Annotated in this window: 15 protein-coding genes; 5 read left to right on the top strand and 10 right to left on the bottom strand. The window is 62.1% G+C overall.

Translation table 11 applies throughout. The features are described 5' to 3' along the window. Window positions 1-14 precede the first annotated feature (14 nt). Window positions 15-1,013, bottom strand: coding sequence for a phosphotransferase family protein (locus tag CHC01_RS03040; protein ID WP_089262341.1), 999 nt, complete (start codon window positions 1,011-1,013; stop codon window positions 15-17). A 3-nt stretch (window positions 1,014-1,016) separates the two neighbouring features. Further along, window positions 1,017-1,811 (bottom strand): enoyl-CoA hydratase/isomerase, encoded by a 795-nt coding sequence (locus CHC01_RS03045; protein ID WP_068733289.1) that lies wholly within the window; start codon window positions 1,809-1,811, stop codon window positions 1,017-1,019. 218 nt (window positions 1,812-2,029) lie between these two features. Between CHC01_RS03045 and CHC01_RS03050 the strand changes: the two genes are divergently transcribed. After that, the gene (locus CHC01_RS03050; protein ID WP_089262343.1) at window positions 2,030-2,821 is read left to right on the top strand and encodes an SDR family NAD(P)-dependent oxidoreductase; all 792 of its coding nucleotides are present in this window, start codon (window positions 2,030-2,032) and stop codon (window positions 2,819-2,821) included. A 123-nt stretch (window positions 2,822-2,944) separates the two neighbouring features. On the opposite strand, the gene CHC01_RS03055 is transcribed toward CHC01_RS03050, so the two are convergent. Further along, window positions 2,945-4,606, bottom strand: a complete 1,662-nt coding sequence (locus CHC01_RS03055; protein ID WP_089262345.1) for a flavin-containing monooxygenase — start codon at window positions 4,604-4,606, stop codon at window positions 2,945-2,947. Window positions 4,607-4,817: 211 nt separating this feature from the next. Between CHC01_RS03055 and CHC01_RS03060 the strand changes: the two genes are divergently transcribed. From CHC01_RS03060 to CHC01_RS03070, 3 genes are read left to right on the top strand one after another with little or no spacing between them, the layout of a single operon-like run. After that, window positions 4,818-5,951 (top strand): nitronate monooxygenase, encoded by a 1,134-nt coding sequence (locus CHC01_RS03060; RefSeq protein ID WP_089262347.1) that lies wholly within the window; start codon window positions 4,818-4,820, stop codon window positions 5,949-5,951. Window positions 5,952-5,968: 17 nt separating this feature from the next. After that, complete coding sequence (locus CHC01_RS03065) at window positions 5,969-7,486, top strand: acetyl-CoA acetyltransferase (RefSeq protein WP_089262349.1); 1,518 nt, start codon at window positions 5,969-5,971, stop codon at window positions 7,484-7,486. Window positions 7,487-7,492: 6 nt separating this feature from the next. Beyond that, complete coding sequence (locus CHC01_RS03070) at window positions 7,493-7,948, top strand: PaaI family thioesterase (protein ID WP_089262351.1); 456 nt, start codon at window positions 7,493-7,495, stop codon at window positions 7,946-7,948. Between the two features lie 65 nt (window positions 7,949-8,013). Here CHC01_RS03070 and CHC01_RS03075 read toward each other — a convergent pair whose 3' ends face one another. The 5 genes from CHC01_RS03075 to ltnD all read right to left on the bottom strand — a co-directional run bounded on the left by CHC01_RS03075 (window position 8,014) and on the right by ltnD (window position 15,859). Then, the gene (locus CHC01_RS03075; RefSeq protein ID WP_089262353.1) at window positions 8,014-9,222 is read right to left on the bottom strand and encodes an efflux RND transporter periplasmic adaptor subunit; all 1,209 of its coding nucleotides are present in this window, start codon (window positions 9,220-9,222) and stop codon (window positions 8,014-8,016) included. Continuing rightward, window positions 9,212-12,409 (bottom strand): efflux RND transporter permease subunit, encoded by a 3,198-nt coding sequence (locus tag CHC01_RS03080; protein ID WP_089262355.1) that lies wholly within the window; start codon window positions 12,407-12,409, stop codon window positions 9,212-9,214. Before CHC01_RS03080 ends, CHC01_RS03075 begins: the two co-directional genes overlap by 11 nt. A 458-nt stretch (window positions 12,410-12,867) precedes the next feature. Further along, window positions 12,868-14,145, bottom strand: a complete 1,278-nt coding sequence (gene otnK / locus CHC01_RS03085; RefSeq protein ID WP_089262357.1) for a 3-oxo-tetronate kinase — start codon at window positions 14,143-14,145, stop codon at window positions 12,868-12,870. Continuing rightward, a complete protein-coding gene (otnI, locus tag CHC01_RS03090) occupies window positions 14,142-14,924 on the bottom strand; it encodes a 2-oxo-tetronate isomerase (protein ID WP_089262359.1) in 783 nt (260 codons plus the stop codon). The genes otnK and otnI overlap by 4 nt, the downstream gene beginning before the upstream one ends. 17 nt (window positions 14,925-14,941) lie before the next feature. After that, on the bottom strand, window positions 14,942-15,859 hold the full coding sequence (ltnD, locus tag CHC01_RS03095; RefSeq protein WP_089262361.1) for an L-threonate dehydrogenase: 918 nt from the start codon (window positions 15,857-15,859) through the stop codon (window positions 14,942-14,944). 133 nt (window positions 15,860-15,992) lie between these two features. Between ltnD and otnC the strand changes: the two genes are divergently transcribed. Next, a complete protein-coding gene (gene otnC / locus CHC01_RS03100; protein WP_176454484.1) occupies window positions 15,993-16,661 on the top strand; it encodes a 3-oxo-tetronate 4-phosphate decarboxylase in 669 nt (222 codons plus the stop codon). A 10-nt stretch (window positions 16,662-16,671) separates the two neighbouring features. Here otnC and CHC01_RS03105 read toward each other — a convergent pair whose 3' ends face one another. Both CHC01_RS03105 and CHC01_RS03110 read right to left on the bottom strand, forming a co-directional pair. Next, the gene (locus tag CHC01_RS03105) at window positions 16,672-16,926 is read right to left on the bottom strand and encodes a ParE family toxin-like protein (RefSeq protein ID WP_089262365.1); all 255 of its coding nucleotides are present in this window, start codon (window positions 16,924-16,926) and stop codon (window positions 16,672-16,674) included. Continuing rightward, a complete protein-coding gene (locus tag CHC01_RS03110; RefSeq protein ID WP_089262367.1) occupies window positions 16,923-17,123 on the bottom strand; it encodes a hypothetical protein in 201 nt (66 codons plus the stop codon). The genes CHC01_RS03105 and CHC01_RS03110 overlap by 4 nt, the downstream gene beginning before the upstream one ends. Window positions 17,124-17,170: the final 47 nt, after the last annotated feature.

The raw sequence follows: 17,170 nt of genomic DNA on the forward strand, positions 1-17,170 counted from the left end.
ACCACTTTTCGGGATCATGCGCGCGGCGCCAATAGCCGTAACAGATCGATCTCCGTCTCCGACGAGCGCCGTCCGATCATCGCACGCTCCATCGAATGATCCGGCCCCAAACGAAATCGCTGCATCATCCCAACGCACATCACGCCCCAACGTAGCGTACCCATCACTTCCCAGAATTTCACGCGTGCCACATCGACGGCGATGCCGCTGGCCGCTTCGTAGCCAGTGAACAATTCTTCATAGGTACCAAAACCGCCGACCGGTTTGTCGATCGCTCCGAAGCGCCAGGAATTGACGCAGATCCAGCCGAGATCCTCCATGGGATCGCCGAGATGCGCCAGCTCCCAATCCAGCACCGCGCGGATGCCGTCAGGACCGATCATCAGATTGCCATGTCGGAAATCGCCATGCACCAAAGTGACGCGCTCTGACGGGCCGGGATCGTGATCGCGCAGCCAGCGCAAAGCCAGCTGGAACACCGGGCGCGGCCAGTCGAAGCCGTCGATCTCGCGCTGTAATTCGGCGATTTCTGCTGCGGCAGTCATGCGACGAAGCTGCGGCAGGCTCGCAGCACGCAGTCCGTGGATCCCGGCGAGGATCTCCCCGCATTGCCGGGCAAGTTTGGGCCGCGCGTCGGCGAATTCATCGTCACGCAAGATCTTGCGCGGGATGGTTTCGCCGGCGACTCGCTGCATGATGAAACCCGTTCCCAGATCGTCATCCGCTTTGAGAACGTGAAGCACCTTCGGCGACGGCAGACCGGCGTCATGCGCGAGTTGCATGAGTACCGCTTCCGCATCGAGGCCCGCAGCACGGCCGGGCGCAGCGCCATAACCCGACGGCGCGCGACGCAGGATGGCGCCGATGGCACCATCGGGATGCGTGATATCGAACGACCACGTCTCCTGACTAGCGCCGCCGGACAGCCGCGCTGCGGATGTCACGCCCGCCGCGCCGGGACACCACGCCGCCGCACTGCGCGCCAAAAGCTCCGCGACGGACGCCGTGCTCAAGGCTTACTGGCCCGTGAACTTGGCCGGACGTTTTTCCAGGAACGCCGCGACGCCTTCCTTGAAGTCCGGCGAAGCACCGGCGGCGCGCTGCGATTTGACCTCGAGATTGATCTGGTCCTCGAAGGAATTCTCCGGGCTTTCCCAGTAGAGCTTGCGGATCAACGACAGTGCGATGGTCGGGCCGTTGGCGAGTTCATGGGCGAGCTTCATGGCTTCATCCATCAGCGCCGCATCGTCATAGACGCGATTGACGAGGCCCCATTCCAGCGCCTTCTCGGCCGGCAGCTTTTCACCAAGCAACGACAGTTCGACCGAACGCGCCTTGCCGATCAAGCGCGGCAGGATCCAGGTCGAGCCGCAATCCGGCACCAGCCCGATACGACGGAACGCCTGCAGAAAATAGGACGAGCGCGCGCACAAAATGAGATCTCCCATCAGCGCGAAGCTCATGCCGGCGCCGGCGGCGGGACCATTCACCGCAGTAACGATCGGGCAATGCAGGTTCTGCAGCCGGCGCAGGAACGGATGGAAGGCAGTCTCCAGCGTGGCGCCGGCGTTGCTGCGCGCCTTTGTGAGCTGATTGTTGCGCCCCTGAAGATTGGCGCCCGTGCAGAAGGCACGGCCGGCGCCGGTGAGGACCACGCAGCGCACGTCCGCCTTGCGATCATCGATCTCGTCCAGCGCTTCGCCGAGGCCGCCGAGCATGTCGACCGACACCGCGTTCATGACCTCCTGATGATCGAGCTTCAGGATGGCGACATTACCGTCGAAATCGAGCGTGACGTGTTTGAACTGCATGGTTTCCTCACGGGATGATCCGCGTGTTTATTCCGCGGTGTGGAAGCTCTGTCTGGGCATGATCTGATCCGAAAAGCGGCATCCACTTTTCGGGATCATGCGATTGTATGTCAGGCGGCATATTTGATTTTTCGGACGCGCTTGTCCATGCTTCCTGGGGAACACCAGCCCACCGACGGACGCACGGCATAACGTGCGCCAAACATGGAAACGCTGACATGGCAACGTCTACACAGATATTCGACCTCAGCGGCCGCGTGGCCGTCATCACCGGCGGCAATGGCGGTATTGGCCTCGGCATCGCGCAGGCGCTGGCCACCGCCGGTTGCAACGTCTCGATCTGGGGCCGCAACGCCGAGAAGAACAAGAGCGCAGCTGCCACCATGGCGGACTGCACTGGCATGGTCGATACGCTGGTCTGCGACGTGACCGACACCGCCTCGGTGAAGTCGGCGATGGATGCCACGCTCAAGACATTCGGCCGTGTCGATGGCTGCTTCGCCAATGCCGGCATCGGCGGCGGCGGCCGGCACAATTTCATCGACCGCACCGAAGAGCAGTGGCGCACCATGTTCGCGACCAATCTGGACGGCGTCTTCCATGCCTTCCAGGTGGCCGCACGGCATATGACCGAACGCGCGGAGGCCGGCGACAAATTCGGCCGCCTGGTTGCGACATCGAGTCTTGCCTCGATCTTCGGCACTGCCCGTAACGAACACTATGCGGCGACCAAGGCCGCGATCAATGCACTGGTGCGCGCGCTGGCCGTCGAATTGGCCCGTCAGGGCGTGACAGCCAATGCGATCCTGCCCGGCTGGATCAAGAGCGACATGACCGCCGGGATCATGGGTAACGAGAAATTCGTCGCCAATGTCATGCCGCGCATTCCGGTGCGCCGTTTCGGCGAACCATCGGATTTCGGCGGCATCGCGGTCTATCTGATGAGCAAGGCGTCATCGTATCACACGGCGGATACGTTCGTGATCGATGGCGGGTATACGGCGTTCTAACCACAAACGCTGTCATGCCCGGACTTGATCCGGGCATCCATCTTTGCCCCTGCAGCCAATGAAGATGGATGGCCGGGTCAAGCCCGGCCATGACAACCGGGGGAGCGCAGTCTCTCGCCCCCTCTACGACGCCACGGCCTCCTTTGGCCGCGCCCCCACCGTCATCGCAAATCCCTCATAGTCCTTCGCGGCAATATCGTTGCAGATCTGCCGGTAGACACCGACGCCGCCGATATAGGGCATGAATATCTGCGGCTTGCCGGGAATATTCGCACCCATGTACCAGGAATTGGCTTGGGGATAGAGCGTGCCGGCCGCCACCTCGTTGACATGCGCGACCCATTTGTCCTCCGCGGGATGCGTTGCCTCGATCACCTCGGCGCCGCGGTCGCGCATATAGCTCAGGCAGTCGGTGATCCAGTCGACATGCTGCTCAATGGACACGATCATGTTTGACAGCACCGAGGGCGAGCCGGGACCGGTGACGATAAAGAGATTCGGGAAGCCGGCACTCATCAGGCCGAGATAGGTTCGCGGGCCTTCTGCCCATTTGTCATTCAGCGTCTGGCCGCCGCGGCCGCGAATGTCGATCTTGGCGACCGAGCCGGTCATCGCGTCGAAGCCGGTGGCGAGCACCAGCGCGTCGACCTCGTAATCCTTGCCGCCGGTGCGCACGGCATTCGGCAGAATCTGCTCGATCGGATGGGCCTTGATATCGACCAGCGTCACATGCGGGCGATTGAAGGTCGCATAGTAATCTGTGTCGACGCAGATACGCTTGGATCCGACTGGATGATCCTTCGGCTGCAGAAGTTTCGCTGTGACCGGATCGCTGACGATCTCTGAAATTCTCTCGCGGATAAAATCGGCAGCGGTATCGTTGGCGCGCTGATCCAGGACCAGGTTATTGTAGACGCCCATGAAGGTAAGCCCGCCCGATGTCCATCGCGCATGATACTTCTCACGCCTTTCATGTTCCGGATCGTCGAGCGCGCCGCGATCCGGAATCGGCTGCACGATGCCGTTCTTGAAATCCTCACGCGCCTGCCGGCGAATTTCCGGATAATTGTCGCGAAACGATTTGCGCTCATCATCGGTGAGCGGCGCGTTGCGCGCCGGCACGCTGAAATTTGCTGTGCGCTGGAACACAGTGAGCTGGCTCGCCTGCTCGGCGATCAGCGGGATCGACTGGATTGCTGACGATCCGGTGCCGATGACGCCGACGCGCAGGCCGGTGAAATCGACTGTCTCATGCGGCCAGTTGCCGGTGTGATAGACCTTGCCCTTGAAATCCTTCATGCCCCTGAATTCGGGCGTGCGGGCGTTCGACAGACAACCCGTCGCGAGTACGACATGCTGCGCGATGGTGGCCTGACCATCGGAAGTCGTTACCGTCCATCGATTGGCGCGCTCATCAAAAACTGCGGATTTGACGGTCGTGTTGAACTGGATGTCTCTGCGCAGATCGTAACGATCGGCAACATGGCCGGCATAGCGCAGGATTTCGGGCTGCGGCGCATAGCGCTCGCTCCAGTCCCATTCCTGCTGCAATTTGTTATCGAACGAGAACGAATACTGCATGCTCTCGACGTCGCAGCGCGCGCCGGGATAGCGGTTCCAGTACCAAGTGCCGCCGACATCGCCGCCCTGTTCGAAAACTTTCACATGGAGACCGAGGCCGCGCAACTTGTGCAGCAGATAAAGCCCCGCGAACCCGGCGCCGACGACCACGACATCGATGCGTGCGTTGTGATGTGAGACAGATTGCGGCTGTGCACCGGCCATGCGTTCACTCCCGTAGTTTTTGCTTTGCTTGTTACACGCAGCATTTCCCGCATGACGCGAAAGCGCAAGTAGGAAATCGGGCGTCGTTGCCCCGGTATTTTGCCAGGCGGAATGCCCCTCGTCCGCTTGGCATCGCCCTTCCCCATACGCTAGCGTTCATCACGAACTCGCCACATGAAGCGGGTCACAAGAGATTCAGGGAGACACGCCGATGAAGTCGCCGATCTGCGAGATGCTGGGCATCGCGTTTCCGCTACTCGCTTTCAGCCATTGCCGCGACGTGGTTGCCGCCGTCAGCCGCGCCGGCGGCTTCGGTGTGCTCGGCGCCACCGCGCATTCGCCGGAAACGCTAGAGCAGGAACTGAGGTGGATCGACGATCACGTCGACGGCAAGCCCTACGGCATCGACGTGCTGATCCCGGAGAACATCTCCACCGCAGGCGAGAAGGATGTCACCTGGAAGTCGCTGGAGCGCCACATCACGCCGGAACATCGCGCTTTCACCAGGAGCCTGCTGAAGAAATACGGCGTCGATCTCAAGATCACCGAAGTCTCCTCCGATCAGCCGCAGCCATTCGATGGCGAGACTGCACTGCGGCTGCTCGACGTCTCCTTCAATCATCCGATCCGGCTGATCGCCAATGCACTCGGCGTGCCGCCGAAGGCGATGATCGAGATGGGCAAGGCGCATGGCGTGCCGGTGGCGGCGCTCGTCGGTGCCAAGGAACATGCGATCCGGCAGGTTGCGGCCGGCGTCGATATTCTCGTGGCGCAGGGCACCGAGGCCGGCGGCCATTGCGGCGAGGTCTCGACCATGGTGCTGGTACCGGAGGTGATCAAGGCCATCAAGCCGATGCGCGAGGTCCCGGTGCTCGCCGCCGGCGGCATCATGACCGGGCGGCAGATGGCCGGCTGCATGACGATGGGCGCGGCAGGTGTCTGGACCGGTTCGGTGTGGCTCGCGACCACGGAATCCGAAACCTCCGAAATCTTTCGCGAGAAAATGATTGCCGCCTCGTCGCGCGATGCGATCCGTTCCAGGGGCCGTACCGGCAAGCCCGCACGGCAATTGCGCTCGGTCTGGACCGATGCCTGGGATCGCGTCGAAGACAGCCCAGGCGCGCTGCCGATGCCACTGCAGAGCCTGATCAGCCGCGACGCCTTCGCCTCGATTGATCGTTCCGCAGCCGCGGGCAATGCGCAGGCACGGGATCTGGTCAGCTATTTCGTCGGGCAAGGCGTCGGCCTGATTGACAGCGTCAAGTCGGCAGGCGCAGTTGTGCAGGAATTCAAGGAGGACTTTGCCGAAGCGGCAGAGCACCTCACCATGCTGGTTTCCGAATAGAGGCAAGAGCAAGAACAATGGCAGTGTCGAACCAAGCTGAAGACCGCATCCCCGTCATCGTCGGCGTTGGCGAATTCTCCGATCATCCGAGGGAGCTCACGGAAGGTCTCGAGCCACTCGCGCTGATGATTGAGGCGTTGAAGCGCGCGGAACAGGATTCAGGCGGCAAGCTGCTTGGGGATATCGACTCGCTCGACATCGTGAACTTCCTGAGCTGGCGCTACACGGCTCCGGAGAAGCAGCTCAGCGAGAAGCTCGGCATCGTGCCGAAGCACGCCTATTACGGCCCGGTCGGCGGCGAGAGCCCGATCCGTTACATTCATGAAGCAGCCAAGCGTATCGCGCGCGGCGAATCTCAGGTCGCGGCGATCACGGGCGCGGAATCGCAGGGCACCGCGACCAAGGCTGAACGCGCCAAGGTGGATCTGCCCTGGACACCATTCGCCAAGGACGCGCCGGAGCCGCTGCGCGGCGCCAACTATCAGAAGCCGATGGCGACCAAACTAGGGGTGGCCAAACCGGTCACGGTCTACCCGTTCTATGAAGCCGCCTCCGCCGCGCATTGGGGCCAAACGCCGCGCGAGGCCCATCGAGAGTCTGGAGAATTGTGGTCGCGCTATGCAGGCGTCGCGGCGACCAATCCGGAAGCGTGGAACAAGAAGGCCTTCACGCCCGACGAGATCACAACGCCGACGCCTGACAATCGGCTGATCGCCTGGCCCTATACCAAGCTGATGGTCGCCAATCCGATGGTGAACCAGTCGGCCGCCATCCTCGTCACCAGCCTTGCCAAGGCGCGCGCTGCCGGCGTGCCCGAGGATCGCATCGTGCATGTCTGGGGCGGCGCTTCAGCCGAGGAGCCGCGCGACTATCTCGACCGCGACCAGTATGTGGAGAGCCACGCGCAGAATGCGGTGCTGAAGGTGGCCATGGATCTGGTCGGCGGCTCCGGCAAGAATTTCGGCGCCATCGAGCTCTATAGCTGTTTCCCCTGCGTGCCCAAGATGGCCCGCCGCACCCTCGGCCTTGGCAGCGACGTGCAACCAACCGTGACCGGCGGTCTCACCTTCTTTGGCGCGCCGCTGAACGACTACATGGCGCATGCCGCCTGCGCGATGGTCCGCAAAATCCGCGCGGGGACCAAGACGGGCCTGCTCTACGCGCAGGGCGGCTTCGTCACCAAGCACCACGCATTGGTGGTGTCGAAGGAGGCACCAAAGGAGACGCTCGCGCAGGACACCAATGTGCAGGCGGACGCCGACCGCAACCGCAAGCCGGTCCCGACATATGTCACCGAGGCCTCGGGCAACGGCACTGTCGAAAGCTTCACGGTGATCTACGGCCGCGGTGGCGAGATCGAACACGGCGTGGTGATCCTGCGCACCGCGGCCAATGAACGCGCGCTGGCGCGTGTGCCAGTGCAGGACCAGGCGACGCTGGCGTTTTTGATGGATCAGGACAAGACGCCGGTGGGAGCGTCGGGGCCGATCAGCACGGCAGGTGACGGCGTGCTGGAGTGGCGAAAGGCGCGATAAAGCGAAATGACCAGATTCATTCCAAAGGATGCAAACTTCGAGGCCCGCGTCCAGGCGAGCTTCGCCCGCCAAACGGCGATGGCGACACTGGGCATCAAAGTTGCTCGCCAGGCCGCCGGCGAAGTCGAACTCAAAATGCCGTACAACACCGCCTTTACGCAGCAGCACGGGTTCATTCATGCCGGCATCATCACGACAGCGCTGGATACAGCCTGCGGGTATGCCGCCTTCTCGCTGATGCCCGACAATGCCGCGGTTCTGACCGTCGAATTCAAGACCAATTTTCTGGCCCCGGCCCGCGGCGAGCAGTTCCTGTTTCGGGCCCGCGTGCTCAAGCCCGGCAGAACCATAACGGTTTGCGAGGGCCAGGCCTTTGCGGTGGAGCAAGGCGAGGAGAAGCTGATCGCAACAATGAGCTGCACCTTGATGGCGCTGTTCGATCGCGAAGGCATCATGCACTAGATAATCGTAAACGGAGGGGGCGCTATGCCAGGCATACGAGTCCGGCATAGCGCGGCGTCAACGCCCTACCCCTTCACTTCCTTCTTGTCCGTCTCGGCCGTCGGCTTGCCGTTTTTCGGAGTACCGCTGCCGCCAGTGATACGGACCTTGTCGCCGTCGTTGAGGCCGTCCGGCGGGGCAATGACGATGCGGTCGTCGGCGGCGATGCCGGATGCGAGCTCGATGTCGCGGCCGAGATCCCTGGCGATGGTCACGGTCTTGAACAGGATCTTGTCGTCCGCTCCAACGGTCGCGACGCGCAGGCCGCTCTTGTTGAAGATCAGCGCCGAAGCCGGCACATGCAGCGGCGCGGAATCGCGCGCGAGGCTCATCTTCACATTGGCATAGCCACCCGGCAGCAATTCGCCATTGGGGTTGTCGAGCACGAGCTGCATGCGCGTGGTGCCCGACGCCACATCGACCGATTGCGACGAGGCCTCCACCGTGGCCGGGAACGTCTTGTTCGGATGATCGGGCACGCTGATGATCGCCTTGGCACCTAACCTGATCGCCGGCACATAGCTCTGCGGCACGTCGACATAGACGCGCAGCTTCTTGATGTCGGACACCACGAACATCGCGGCGCCGGTGCCGGTGCCGCCCGAGATCAGCGCGCCGACATCGGTGTTGCGCTGGGTCACAACGCCATCGAACGGCGCGGTGATCTTCTTGTAACCGGCCAGCGCTTCCAGACGCTCAACATTGGCCTGGCCGGAATTCACGGCGGCGCGTTTGTTGTTCAGATCGGCGGTGCGTTCGTCGATTTCCTGCGCCGAGACGAAGTTCGACGCCACCAGCGTCTTGCGGCGGTTCAGCGTTGCTTCCGACAGTTTGGCGCTGGACTGCTGGCTGACAAGGTCAGCACGGGCCTGCAGCAACTGCTGATCGAGGTCCGGGGCTTCGATCTCGGCGATCACCTGGCCGGATTTGACCTGTGCACCGATATCGGCGCTCCAGCTCTTCAGATAGCCCGAGACGCGGGCAAAAATCGGCGCGCGGTAATAGGCTTCGAGCCGGCCGGGCAGATCGAGCGACGCGTTGAGGACGCGGGCATCCGGCGGAGCGACAGCGACCGTCGGGATCGCCTGATCGTCGGTCCAGGCCTTCAAATCGCTCTCGGTCTTGGCGCGGGCCATGATGCCGGTGACGACGATGGCGCCAGCGGCGCACAGGCCAATCACTCCGACCAAGCCGAGCTTGCGGCGTGACACCGGGGGGGTCTGCTCAGTGGGCATGCAAAGTCTCCGAGGTAGCCACGTCAGCCGCAGGCTGATTTTCGGGCTGCTGTTTCTTGTGAACCATGCTGAACACCACCGGCACGAACATCAACGTGGCGATGGTAGCAAAAATCAGGCCGCCGATGACAGCGCGGCCAAGTGGCGCATTCTGCTCGCCGCCCTCGCCGAGGCCCAGCGCCATCGGCGCCATGCCGATGATCATGGCCAAAGCGGTCATGAGCACAGGGCGGAAGCGGACGAAACCGGCTTCGGACGCAGCCTTGATGGGATCGCCGAGGATCGCGTAGCGCTCGCGGGCAAAGGAAATCACCAGCACCGAATTGGCCGTCGCGACACCCATACACATGATGGCACCGGTCAATGCCGGAACCGACAGCGTGGTCTGCGTCGTGAACAGCATCCAGACGATGCCGGCCAATGCCGCCGGCAGCGCGGTGATGATCACGAACGGATCGGACCAGGACTGGAAGTTCACGACGATCAAGAGATAGATCAGCACGATGGCACCGAGCAGGCCGAACAACAGGCCGGCAAAGGCACTGTTCATGGTCTGCACCTGACCGAGCAGCGCCACATTGCTGCCCTTCGGCACATCCGCCTTGGTTTCTTCCAGCACCTTGTAGATATCGTTGGACACGGAGCCGAGATCGCGGCCCTGCGTGGTGGCATAGATTTGCACCATCGATTGGATGTCATATTGCGACACCACGGCATTCGAGGTCGAGCGATTGATGCTGGCAATACCGCCGAGCATCGGGGAGTTGTTGCTGGCATTCACGGCCGTGATCGGCAGCGTTTCCAGCGCACCCAGCGAATCCAGTTTGTATTGCGGCGTCTGCATCACGATGGAATAGGACACGCCGTTATCAGGGCTGAGATAATAGGTCGGCGCGACTTGCGACGAACCTGCGAGGTTGACCACGAGGCTGTTGGTGACATCGCGCTCGGTCAGGCCGACATATTGCGCACGGGTGCGGTCGACATCGATGTTGAAGCCGGGATTGTTCGGCGACTGCTGGAGCCGTGCATCGGCAATGCCGGGAATGCGACGGATCTTGCCGAGCAGCTTGTTGGCATATTCGAAATTCGCCGCGAGATTCGCACCGCGGATCTGCAGGTCGATCGGGGCCGGAGCGCCGAAGTTCAGGATCTGGCTGACGATGTCGGCGGGCAGGAAGGCAAAGCTGACGCCCGGGAACTGCCGCGGCAGTTGCTCGCGCAATTGCCGCACATATTCCTCGGTCGGCCTGTGGCCTTCCTTCAGCTTGATCTGGAAGTCACCATCCTGCGGGCCGATCACGCCGGTGTTGTTATAGGTGAGATTGATGCCGGAGACGGGCATGCCGATATTATCGGTCATGGTCTCGATCTGATCCGGCGGGATGATCTTGCGCACCGCCTTGGTGATATCGGCGAACTGGTTCGCGGTTTCCTCGATGCGGGTGCCGACCTGGGCGCGGACATGCATCAGGATGGCGCCGCCATCGACCGATGGGAAGAAGTTGCGGCCAAGGAACGGCACCAGCAGAAACGACACGCCGACGACGCCGAGGAAGCCGATCACAAAAACGGGGCGCCGCGCCAGCGCCATATCCAGCAGGCCGTGATAGCCGCCGCGGATCCGCTCGAAGCCGGCTTCGAAGCCACGCTGGAAGCGCACCAGCGGATTGCGGGTCGGCGGCTTCTCGCCGTCATGATGGACATGCGGCTGCAGCAGATACTTGGCCATGGTCGGCACCAGCGTGCGCGACAGCAGGAACGACCAGACCATCGCGAACATCACCGCTTCGGCCATCGGCACGAACAGGAAGCGCGCAATGCCGTTGAGGAAGAACATCGGCACGAACACGATACAGATACACAGCAGTGACACGAAAGCCGGCGTCACGATCTGCGCCGCACCGTCCATGATCGAGGTCTCGACGTCCTTGCCCTGCTCCAGATGGTAATTGATGTTCTCGATGGTCACAGTGGCGTCGTCGACGAGAATACCGACCGCAAGTGCCAGACCGCCCAGCGTCATGATATTCAGTGTTTCGCCAATCATCGACAGCATAATGATGGCGCCGAGCACCGCCAGCGGGATCGACACCGCGATGATGACGGTGGAACGCCAGCTGCCAAGGAACAGCAGGATCATCACCGACGTCAGCAATGCCGCGATGACGCCTTCCACGGCCACGCCTTCGATGGCGCCGCGCACGAAGCCGGATTGGTCGCCGATATAGCTGATCTTCAATGCGTCCGGCAGCGCGGCGCGATAATCGATCACCTTCTGCTTGATGCCGGAGATGATATCGAGCGTGGAAACCGAGCCTGCCTTCAGCACCTGCATCAGCACCGAACGATTGCCATCCACATGCACGATATTGGTCTGCGGCGGATTGCCGTCGCGCACGGTGGCGACGTCATCCACATAGACCATGGCGCCATTGACGCTCTTGATCGGCAGCCGGCCGAGTTCTTCGATCTTCAGCGGCGAATTGTTGAGGTTGATCGTATATTCGAACTCGCCGATCTTCTGTGTACCGACCGGCGTGATCAGGTTCTGCGCCGCCAATGCATTGGCGACGTCCTGACCGGACAGACCACGCGCCTGTAGCGCGCCCGGATTGAGATCGATCTGGATCTGGCGCTGCTTGCCGCCGAACGGATATGGGATCGCGGCACCGGGCACGGTGACCAGCGGGGTACGAAGCTGGTTGATGCCGATATCGGCGAGGTTCTGCTCGGTGAGACCGTCACCCGACAATGCGACGTTGATGATCGGCACCGTCGAGGCCGAGTAGTTCAGAATCAGCGGCGGCGTGGCGCCGGGCGGCAACTGCTTGATCAGCGTCTGCGAGATCGCGGTGACCTGCGCATTGGCGGTGCGGATGTCGACATTGGGCTGGAAGAAAATCTTGATGATGCCGAAGCCGGCATAGGAATTGGCAGTGATATGCTCGATGTCATTGACCGTGGTGGTCAGTGCGCGCTGGAACGGCGTGGTGATACGGCCGGACATCTGGTCCGGCGGGAGGCCGGTATATTGCCAGACCACGCCGATGACCGGGATGCGGATGTCAGGGAAAATATCGGTAGGTGTGCGAAGCGCGGCCAGCGGCCCGACAATCAGCAGCAGCAGGGCCAGCACCACAAAGGTGTAAGGCCGGGTCAGGGCGATGCGCACCAACGAGATCATGAACGGGTAGTCCTCGATACATTGACGAGAGGGGCACTGCGGAAGCCCGCCTGCCCACGATCGAATTCACCTGTTTAGAGAGATCGTCCGCATCCGATTAGTGAGCCGGGCCGGCATAAGCCTATCGGCTCGGTTCATGAATGAACGGGCAATCCTCTTTGCATGAAGGGCTGCGAACGAGCGGTTTCCCGGCCTGTCCACGCCACCAGATTTACCCGACCTGCGACAAAATAGCTAACGCGCGAAGCCTCACGGCAATTCACTTCAGCGGTATTGTTAATTGTTTCCGGGCCGCCGTGGCGTCCGCACAACAGTTTTAGGCTTAAAAAGACGCGGCTGCGGCCCGTGACACCAGAAGTGTCACGAGCCGGTCAAGATGAACTATCTGTAATGCGCGCGGCGCAAGCAGCGCCCTGCCTATTCGGGCAGCCTGTCGCCCCGGGATTGGGCGACATCCATCAGGTCATCAGGCCAAGCGCATCTTCAAAAAAAGCCGGCCCGCCGAAATTGCCGGACTTCAGCGCCAGCAGCATCTGGCGCTCCGCCGCACCGACCGCGCGCAACACCGGCACACCGGCGGCGATTTCCGCACCGACCAGAAAACCCGGAATGCCCAAACGATCCACGACAGCGCCAGATGTCTCGCCACCAGCCACGACGAGCCGTTGTACGCCGGCGCGGACGAGACCTTCGGCGAGATCGGCCATCGCCTGCTCGATGGCATGCCCCGCGGCATCGCGGCCATGGCGCTTTTGCAGCGCCGTCACCTGATCCGGCGTCGAACTGCTGGCGATCAGGATCGGGCCTTTGCCGAGCCGCTCCTTCGCCCAGCCAAGCGCGCGCTGAACTTCCGCGCCGCCGGCCATCACCTGTTCGGGATCGAGATGCAGCACTGGCATCACCTGTTCGGCGCGCGCGATCTGCTGCAGCGTGGCCTGCGAACAACTGCCGGCCAGACAGGCTGCAGCGCCACCCACAGGCGTATCCTTGATCGAGGTCGCCGCATTCGCCTTGACGCGGCCGGACGCGACCAGTGCGCGCGCCAGGCCAAGCCCCATACCGGATGCACCGACAGAGACGCGATGACCCAGGGCGACCGCACCGATGGTTTCCAGATCGCTGGCAAATACGGCGTCGATGATCGCCGCGCCAAAGCCATTCTCCGACAGTCCATCGAGATGCGTCCGCACCACGTCGGCGCCGCAGGCGACAACTCCGAGATCGACCAACCCGATATTTGTCGCGCTCTGCCGCGCCAGCACACGGACGAGATTGGAGTCGTGCATCGGATTGAGCGGGTGATCCTTGAGCGGGCTCTCGTTCAGCGGCACGGAGCCAACGAACAGATTGCCCTGATAGACCGTCCGACCGGCCTCGGGGAATGCCGGCGTCACCAGCACGATATTGTCACCGGAATCGAGCCGCAACGCGTCCATCACCGGGCCGATATTGCCGGCATCGGTGGAGTCGAATGTCGAACAGATCTTGAACAGCACATGATCCGCGCCGCGGCTGCGCATCCATTTTTCGGCGGCGCGCGATTTCTCGACCGCCCTGCTGGCCGCGATCGAGCGACTCTTCAGCGATACTACAACGGCATCGACGTCCGGCAGCTGCAGATCATCAGCAGGAATGCCGATGGTCTGCACCGTGCGCAGACCGCAGCGGGTCAGCGTGTTGGCCAGGTCGGACGCACCAGTGTAGTCGTCAGCGATGCAGCCCAGCGCCAGCGTCATGCTTTCACTCCGGCATAGGGCTTGAACCAGCCAAGTCCTGCGACCGTGTCGCCGGCCGGGCGATATTCGCAACCGACATAATTGTCGTAGCCTATCCGGTCGAGTTCATCGAACAGGAACGGATAGTTCAGTTCCTCGCCGGACGGTTCGTTGCGCGACGGCACGCTGGCGATCTGGATATGCCCGATCCACGGCAGCATCTCGCGCAGCCGCATCGTGACGTCACCATGAATGATCTGGCAGTGATAGATATCGAACTGCAGCCCGAGATTCGGAATCTTCATGTCGGCGATGATGTCGCGCGCGAACATGAAGTCGTTGAGAAAATACCCGGGCACGTCGCGCGGGTTGATCGGCTCAATCACCACGTCGACGCCATGTTCGCCGAGAAAATTCGCGGCCCATTCAATGGATTTGCGGAAAGCCGCCACGGCCTTCGGATCGCGGCGATCGGCGAGACCGGCCATCATGTGCAGCCGGCGGACATTGGTGGCCAGGGCATAGGGCAGTGCCGTGTGAATGCTCTGCCGGAGCTCATCGAACTTGTCGGGACGTGCGGCGAAACCCTTTTCGCCGGCATTCCAATCGCCCGGTGGCAGATTGAACAGCACCTGCTTGAGCCCGTTGCGTTCCAGTCGTTCGGCGATCGCTTCCGGCGGATGCTCGTAGGGGAACAGGAACTCCACCGCAGTAAAGCCAGCCTTGGCCGCGGCATCGAAGCGATCGAGGAATGCGTGTTCGTTAAACATCATGCTGAGATTGGCGGCGAAGCGGGGCATCGATCGTCCTCGTGTTCTTAATTCGACTCACCCGGCAGCTTGGTACCGGTGACCTTGGCATACATCCGCGCCACCGACGCGTCGTCATCGCGGCCCATGCCTGACGCCGAGGTCATCAGAAACATCTGCAAAGCCGCAGCGGAGACCGGCACGGGGAATTTCGCTGTACGCGCCATGTCCTGGATGATGCCAAGATCCTTGACGAAGATATCGACCGCGCTGCGCGGCGTGTAATCGCCATCGAGCACATGCGGCATGCGGTTCTCGAACATCCAGGAGTTGCCGGCGGAGGCGGTGATCACCTCGTAGACCTTGCGGATATCGAGACCCTGCTTGGCGGCAAACGCGATGGCTTCCGAGGCGGCGGCGATATGTACGCCTGCGAGGAGCTGGTTGATCATCTTGAAAGCGGCGCCCTGCCCGGCGGCATCACCGAGTTCGTAGAGCTTGGCGGCCATGGCATCGAGCGCCGGCCGCGCCTTGGCAAAGGCAGCCTCGCTGCCGGATGCAAGAATGGTGAGTTCGCCCTGCGCCGCGCGCTGTGCACCGCCGGAGATCGGGGCATCGAGGTAATGTCGACCGGTGGCTTCGAGATCCCCAGCGAGGCGGCGGGCGACATCGGGATCCATCGTCGCGGACGATACGAATACCGCACCTTTCGGCAGCGTTTCGGCAACGCCATCCGTCCCGAACAGGATGGTCTCCGTCTGCGCGGCATTGACGACGACGCTGATGACAATATCCGCGCCCTGCGCAGCGCCGGCCGGGGTATCAGCGCCCTGCCCTCCGTCCGCCACGAAGCGCTTCACCGCATCCGCCGAGACGTCGCAGCCGGTCACCGTGAAGCCGGCCTTCTTGAGCGACAGGGCCATGCCATAACCCATCGACCCCAGACCAATAACGGCGACGCGTGGTTTCTCAGATGCAGGTGACATGCGGCAATTCCCTAGGGGTCCTCGATGGCCAGCTTGAGGCGGCCTTGCCTCTCGGTAACACGGCTTGGCCATCATGCCAAAGCGTGGGAAAAAGCATCACGAGGAAATGCCTAGAAAAGACCGAGGACATCCGGTGACTGACACAAAGCTCCGTGAAGAGATCTGCCGGCTCGGCCGCTCGCTGTTCGACCGTGGGCTGACGCCGGGCTCATCGGGCAATATCAGTGTGCGCTGCGATGATGGCGGCTGGCTCGTGAGCCCGACCAATGCGTCACTGGGCTCACTCGATCCGGCCCGGCTGTCGCGCCTCGACAGCAACGGCCGCCTCATGTCTGGCGATGCGCCGACCAAAGAGGTTCCGCTGCATACGGCGCTGTATGAGACCCGCAACTCCGCCCGCGCCGTGGTGCATCTGCATTCGACCCATTCGGTGGCGGTGTCGATGCTGCCGGAGATCGATCCGCGCGCAGCGCTGCCACCGATGACGCCCTATTACCTGATGAAATGCGGCGCGACCGCGCTGGTGCCGTATTATCGGCCGGGTGATCCCGCCGTCGCCGACGCTATCAAAGGCCTCGCCGGCAAATATTCATCCGTGCTGCTGGCCAATCACGGCCCGGTGGTGTCCGGCGACACGCTGGAAGCAGCGGTCTATGCCATCGAGGAACTCGAAGAAACCGCGAAACTCTATCTGCTGCTGCGCGGGCTCAACCCGCGGCACCTGACGCCGGCACAAGTGAAGGACCTGGTGGCGACGTTCGGGCTGGTTCTGCCCGATCATGACGCGCATGGGCACGATTGAGCCAGGCGGCTCATTTAAGGAGTTGATCGTAGTCGGCGTGCGATCCAATCCAGAACCATAGCAAACCATCATCAACCTCAACGGCCAAAGCCCGATAACGCAGGCCAACGCGCGCCGAAACGTAGCGGCCGATCTTCTTCAAGTGCAGCGAAGGGTGACTGGGGTTACTTTTCAGCAGTGCAAAATTCTTGTCTGCCAATGAACGAACGTGAACGGGTAATCGCCGATATGCCGCCCAGAATTCCGGACTGGCGAGGTGTTTCACAGGTCGCGCGCGCGGCCTTGGCTGTAGCCGTTCAGAGCTTGCTCGGCCAAGCCGTCCAGCTTCCCTGACGATGCATCAGCAGCAATCTTTTGATCGAACACTTCGGCGTCAAAAGCCTCGAACCAGGCACGGAATTGCGCTAGCTCTGCCGGTGGCAGATTCTCGATCGCCTTCTCGATGTCTTCGACGTTGCTCATCCAAGAACGATAACACGTTCGTCAGCGGCTTTAAACGGGACAATTCC

Origin of the sequence: Tardiphaga sp. OK246, from assembly GCF_900188215.1 — a bacterium.
Taxonomy (GTDB): domain Bacteria; phylum Pseudomonadota; class Alphaproteobacteria; order Rhizobiales; family Xanthobacteraceae; genus Tardiphaga; species Tardiphaga robiniae.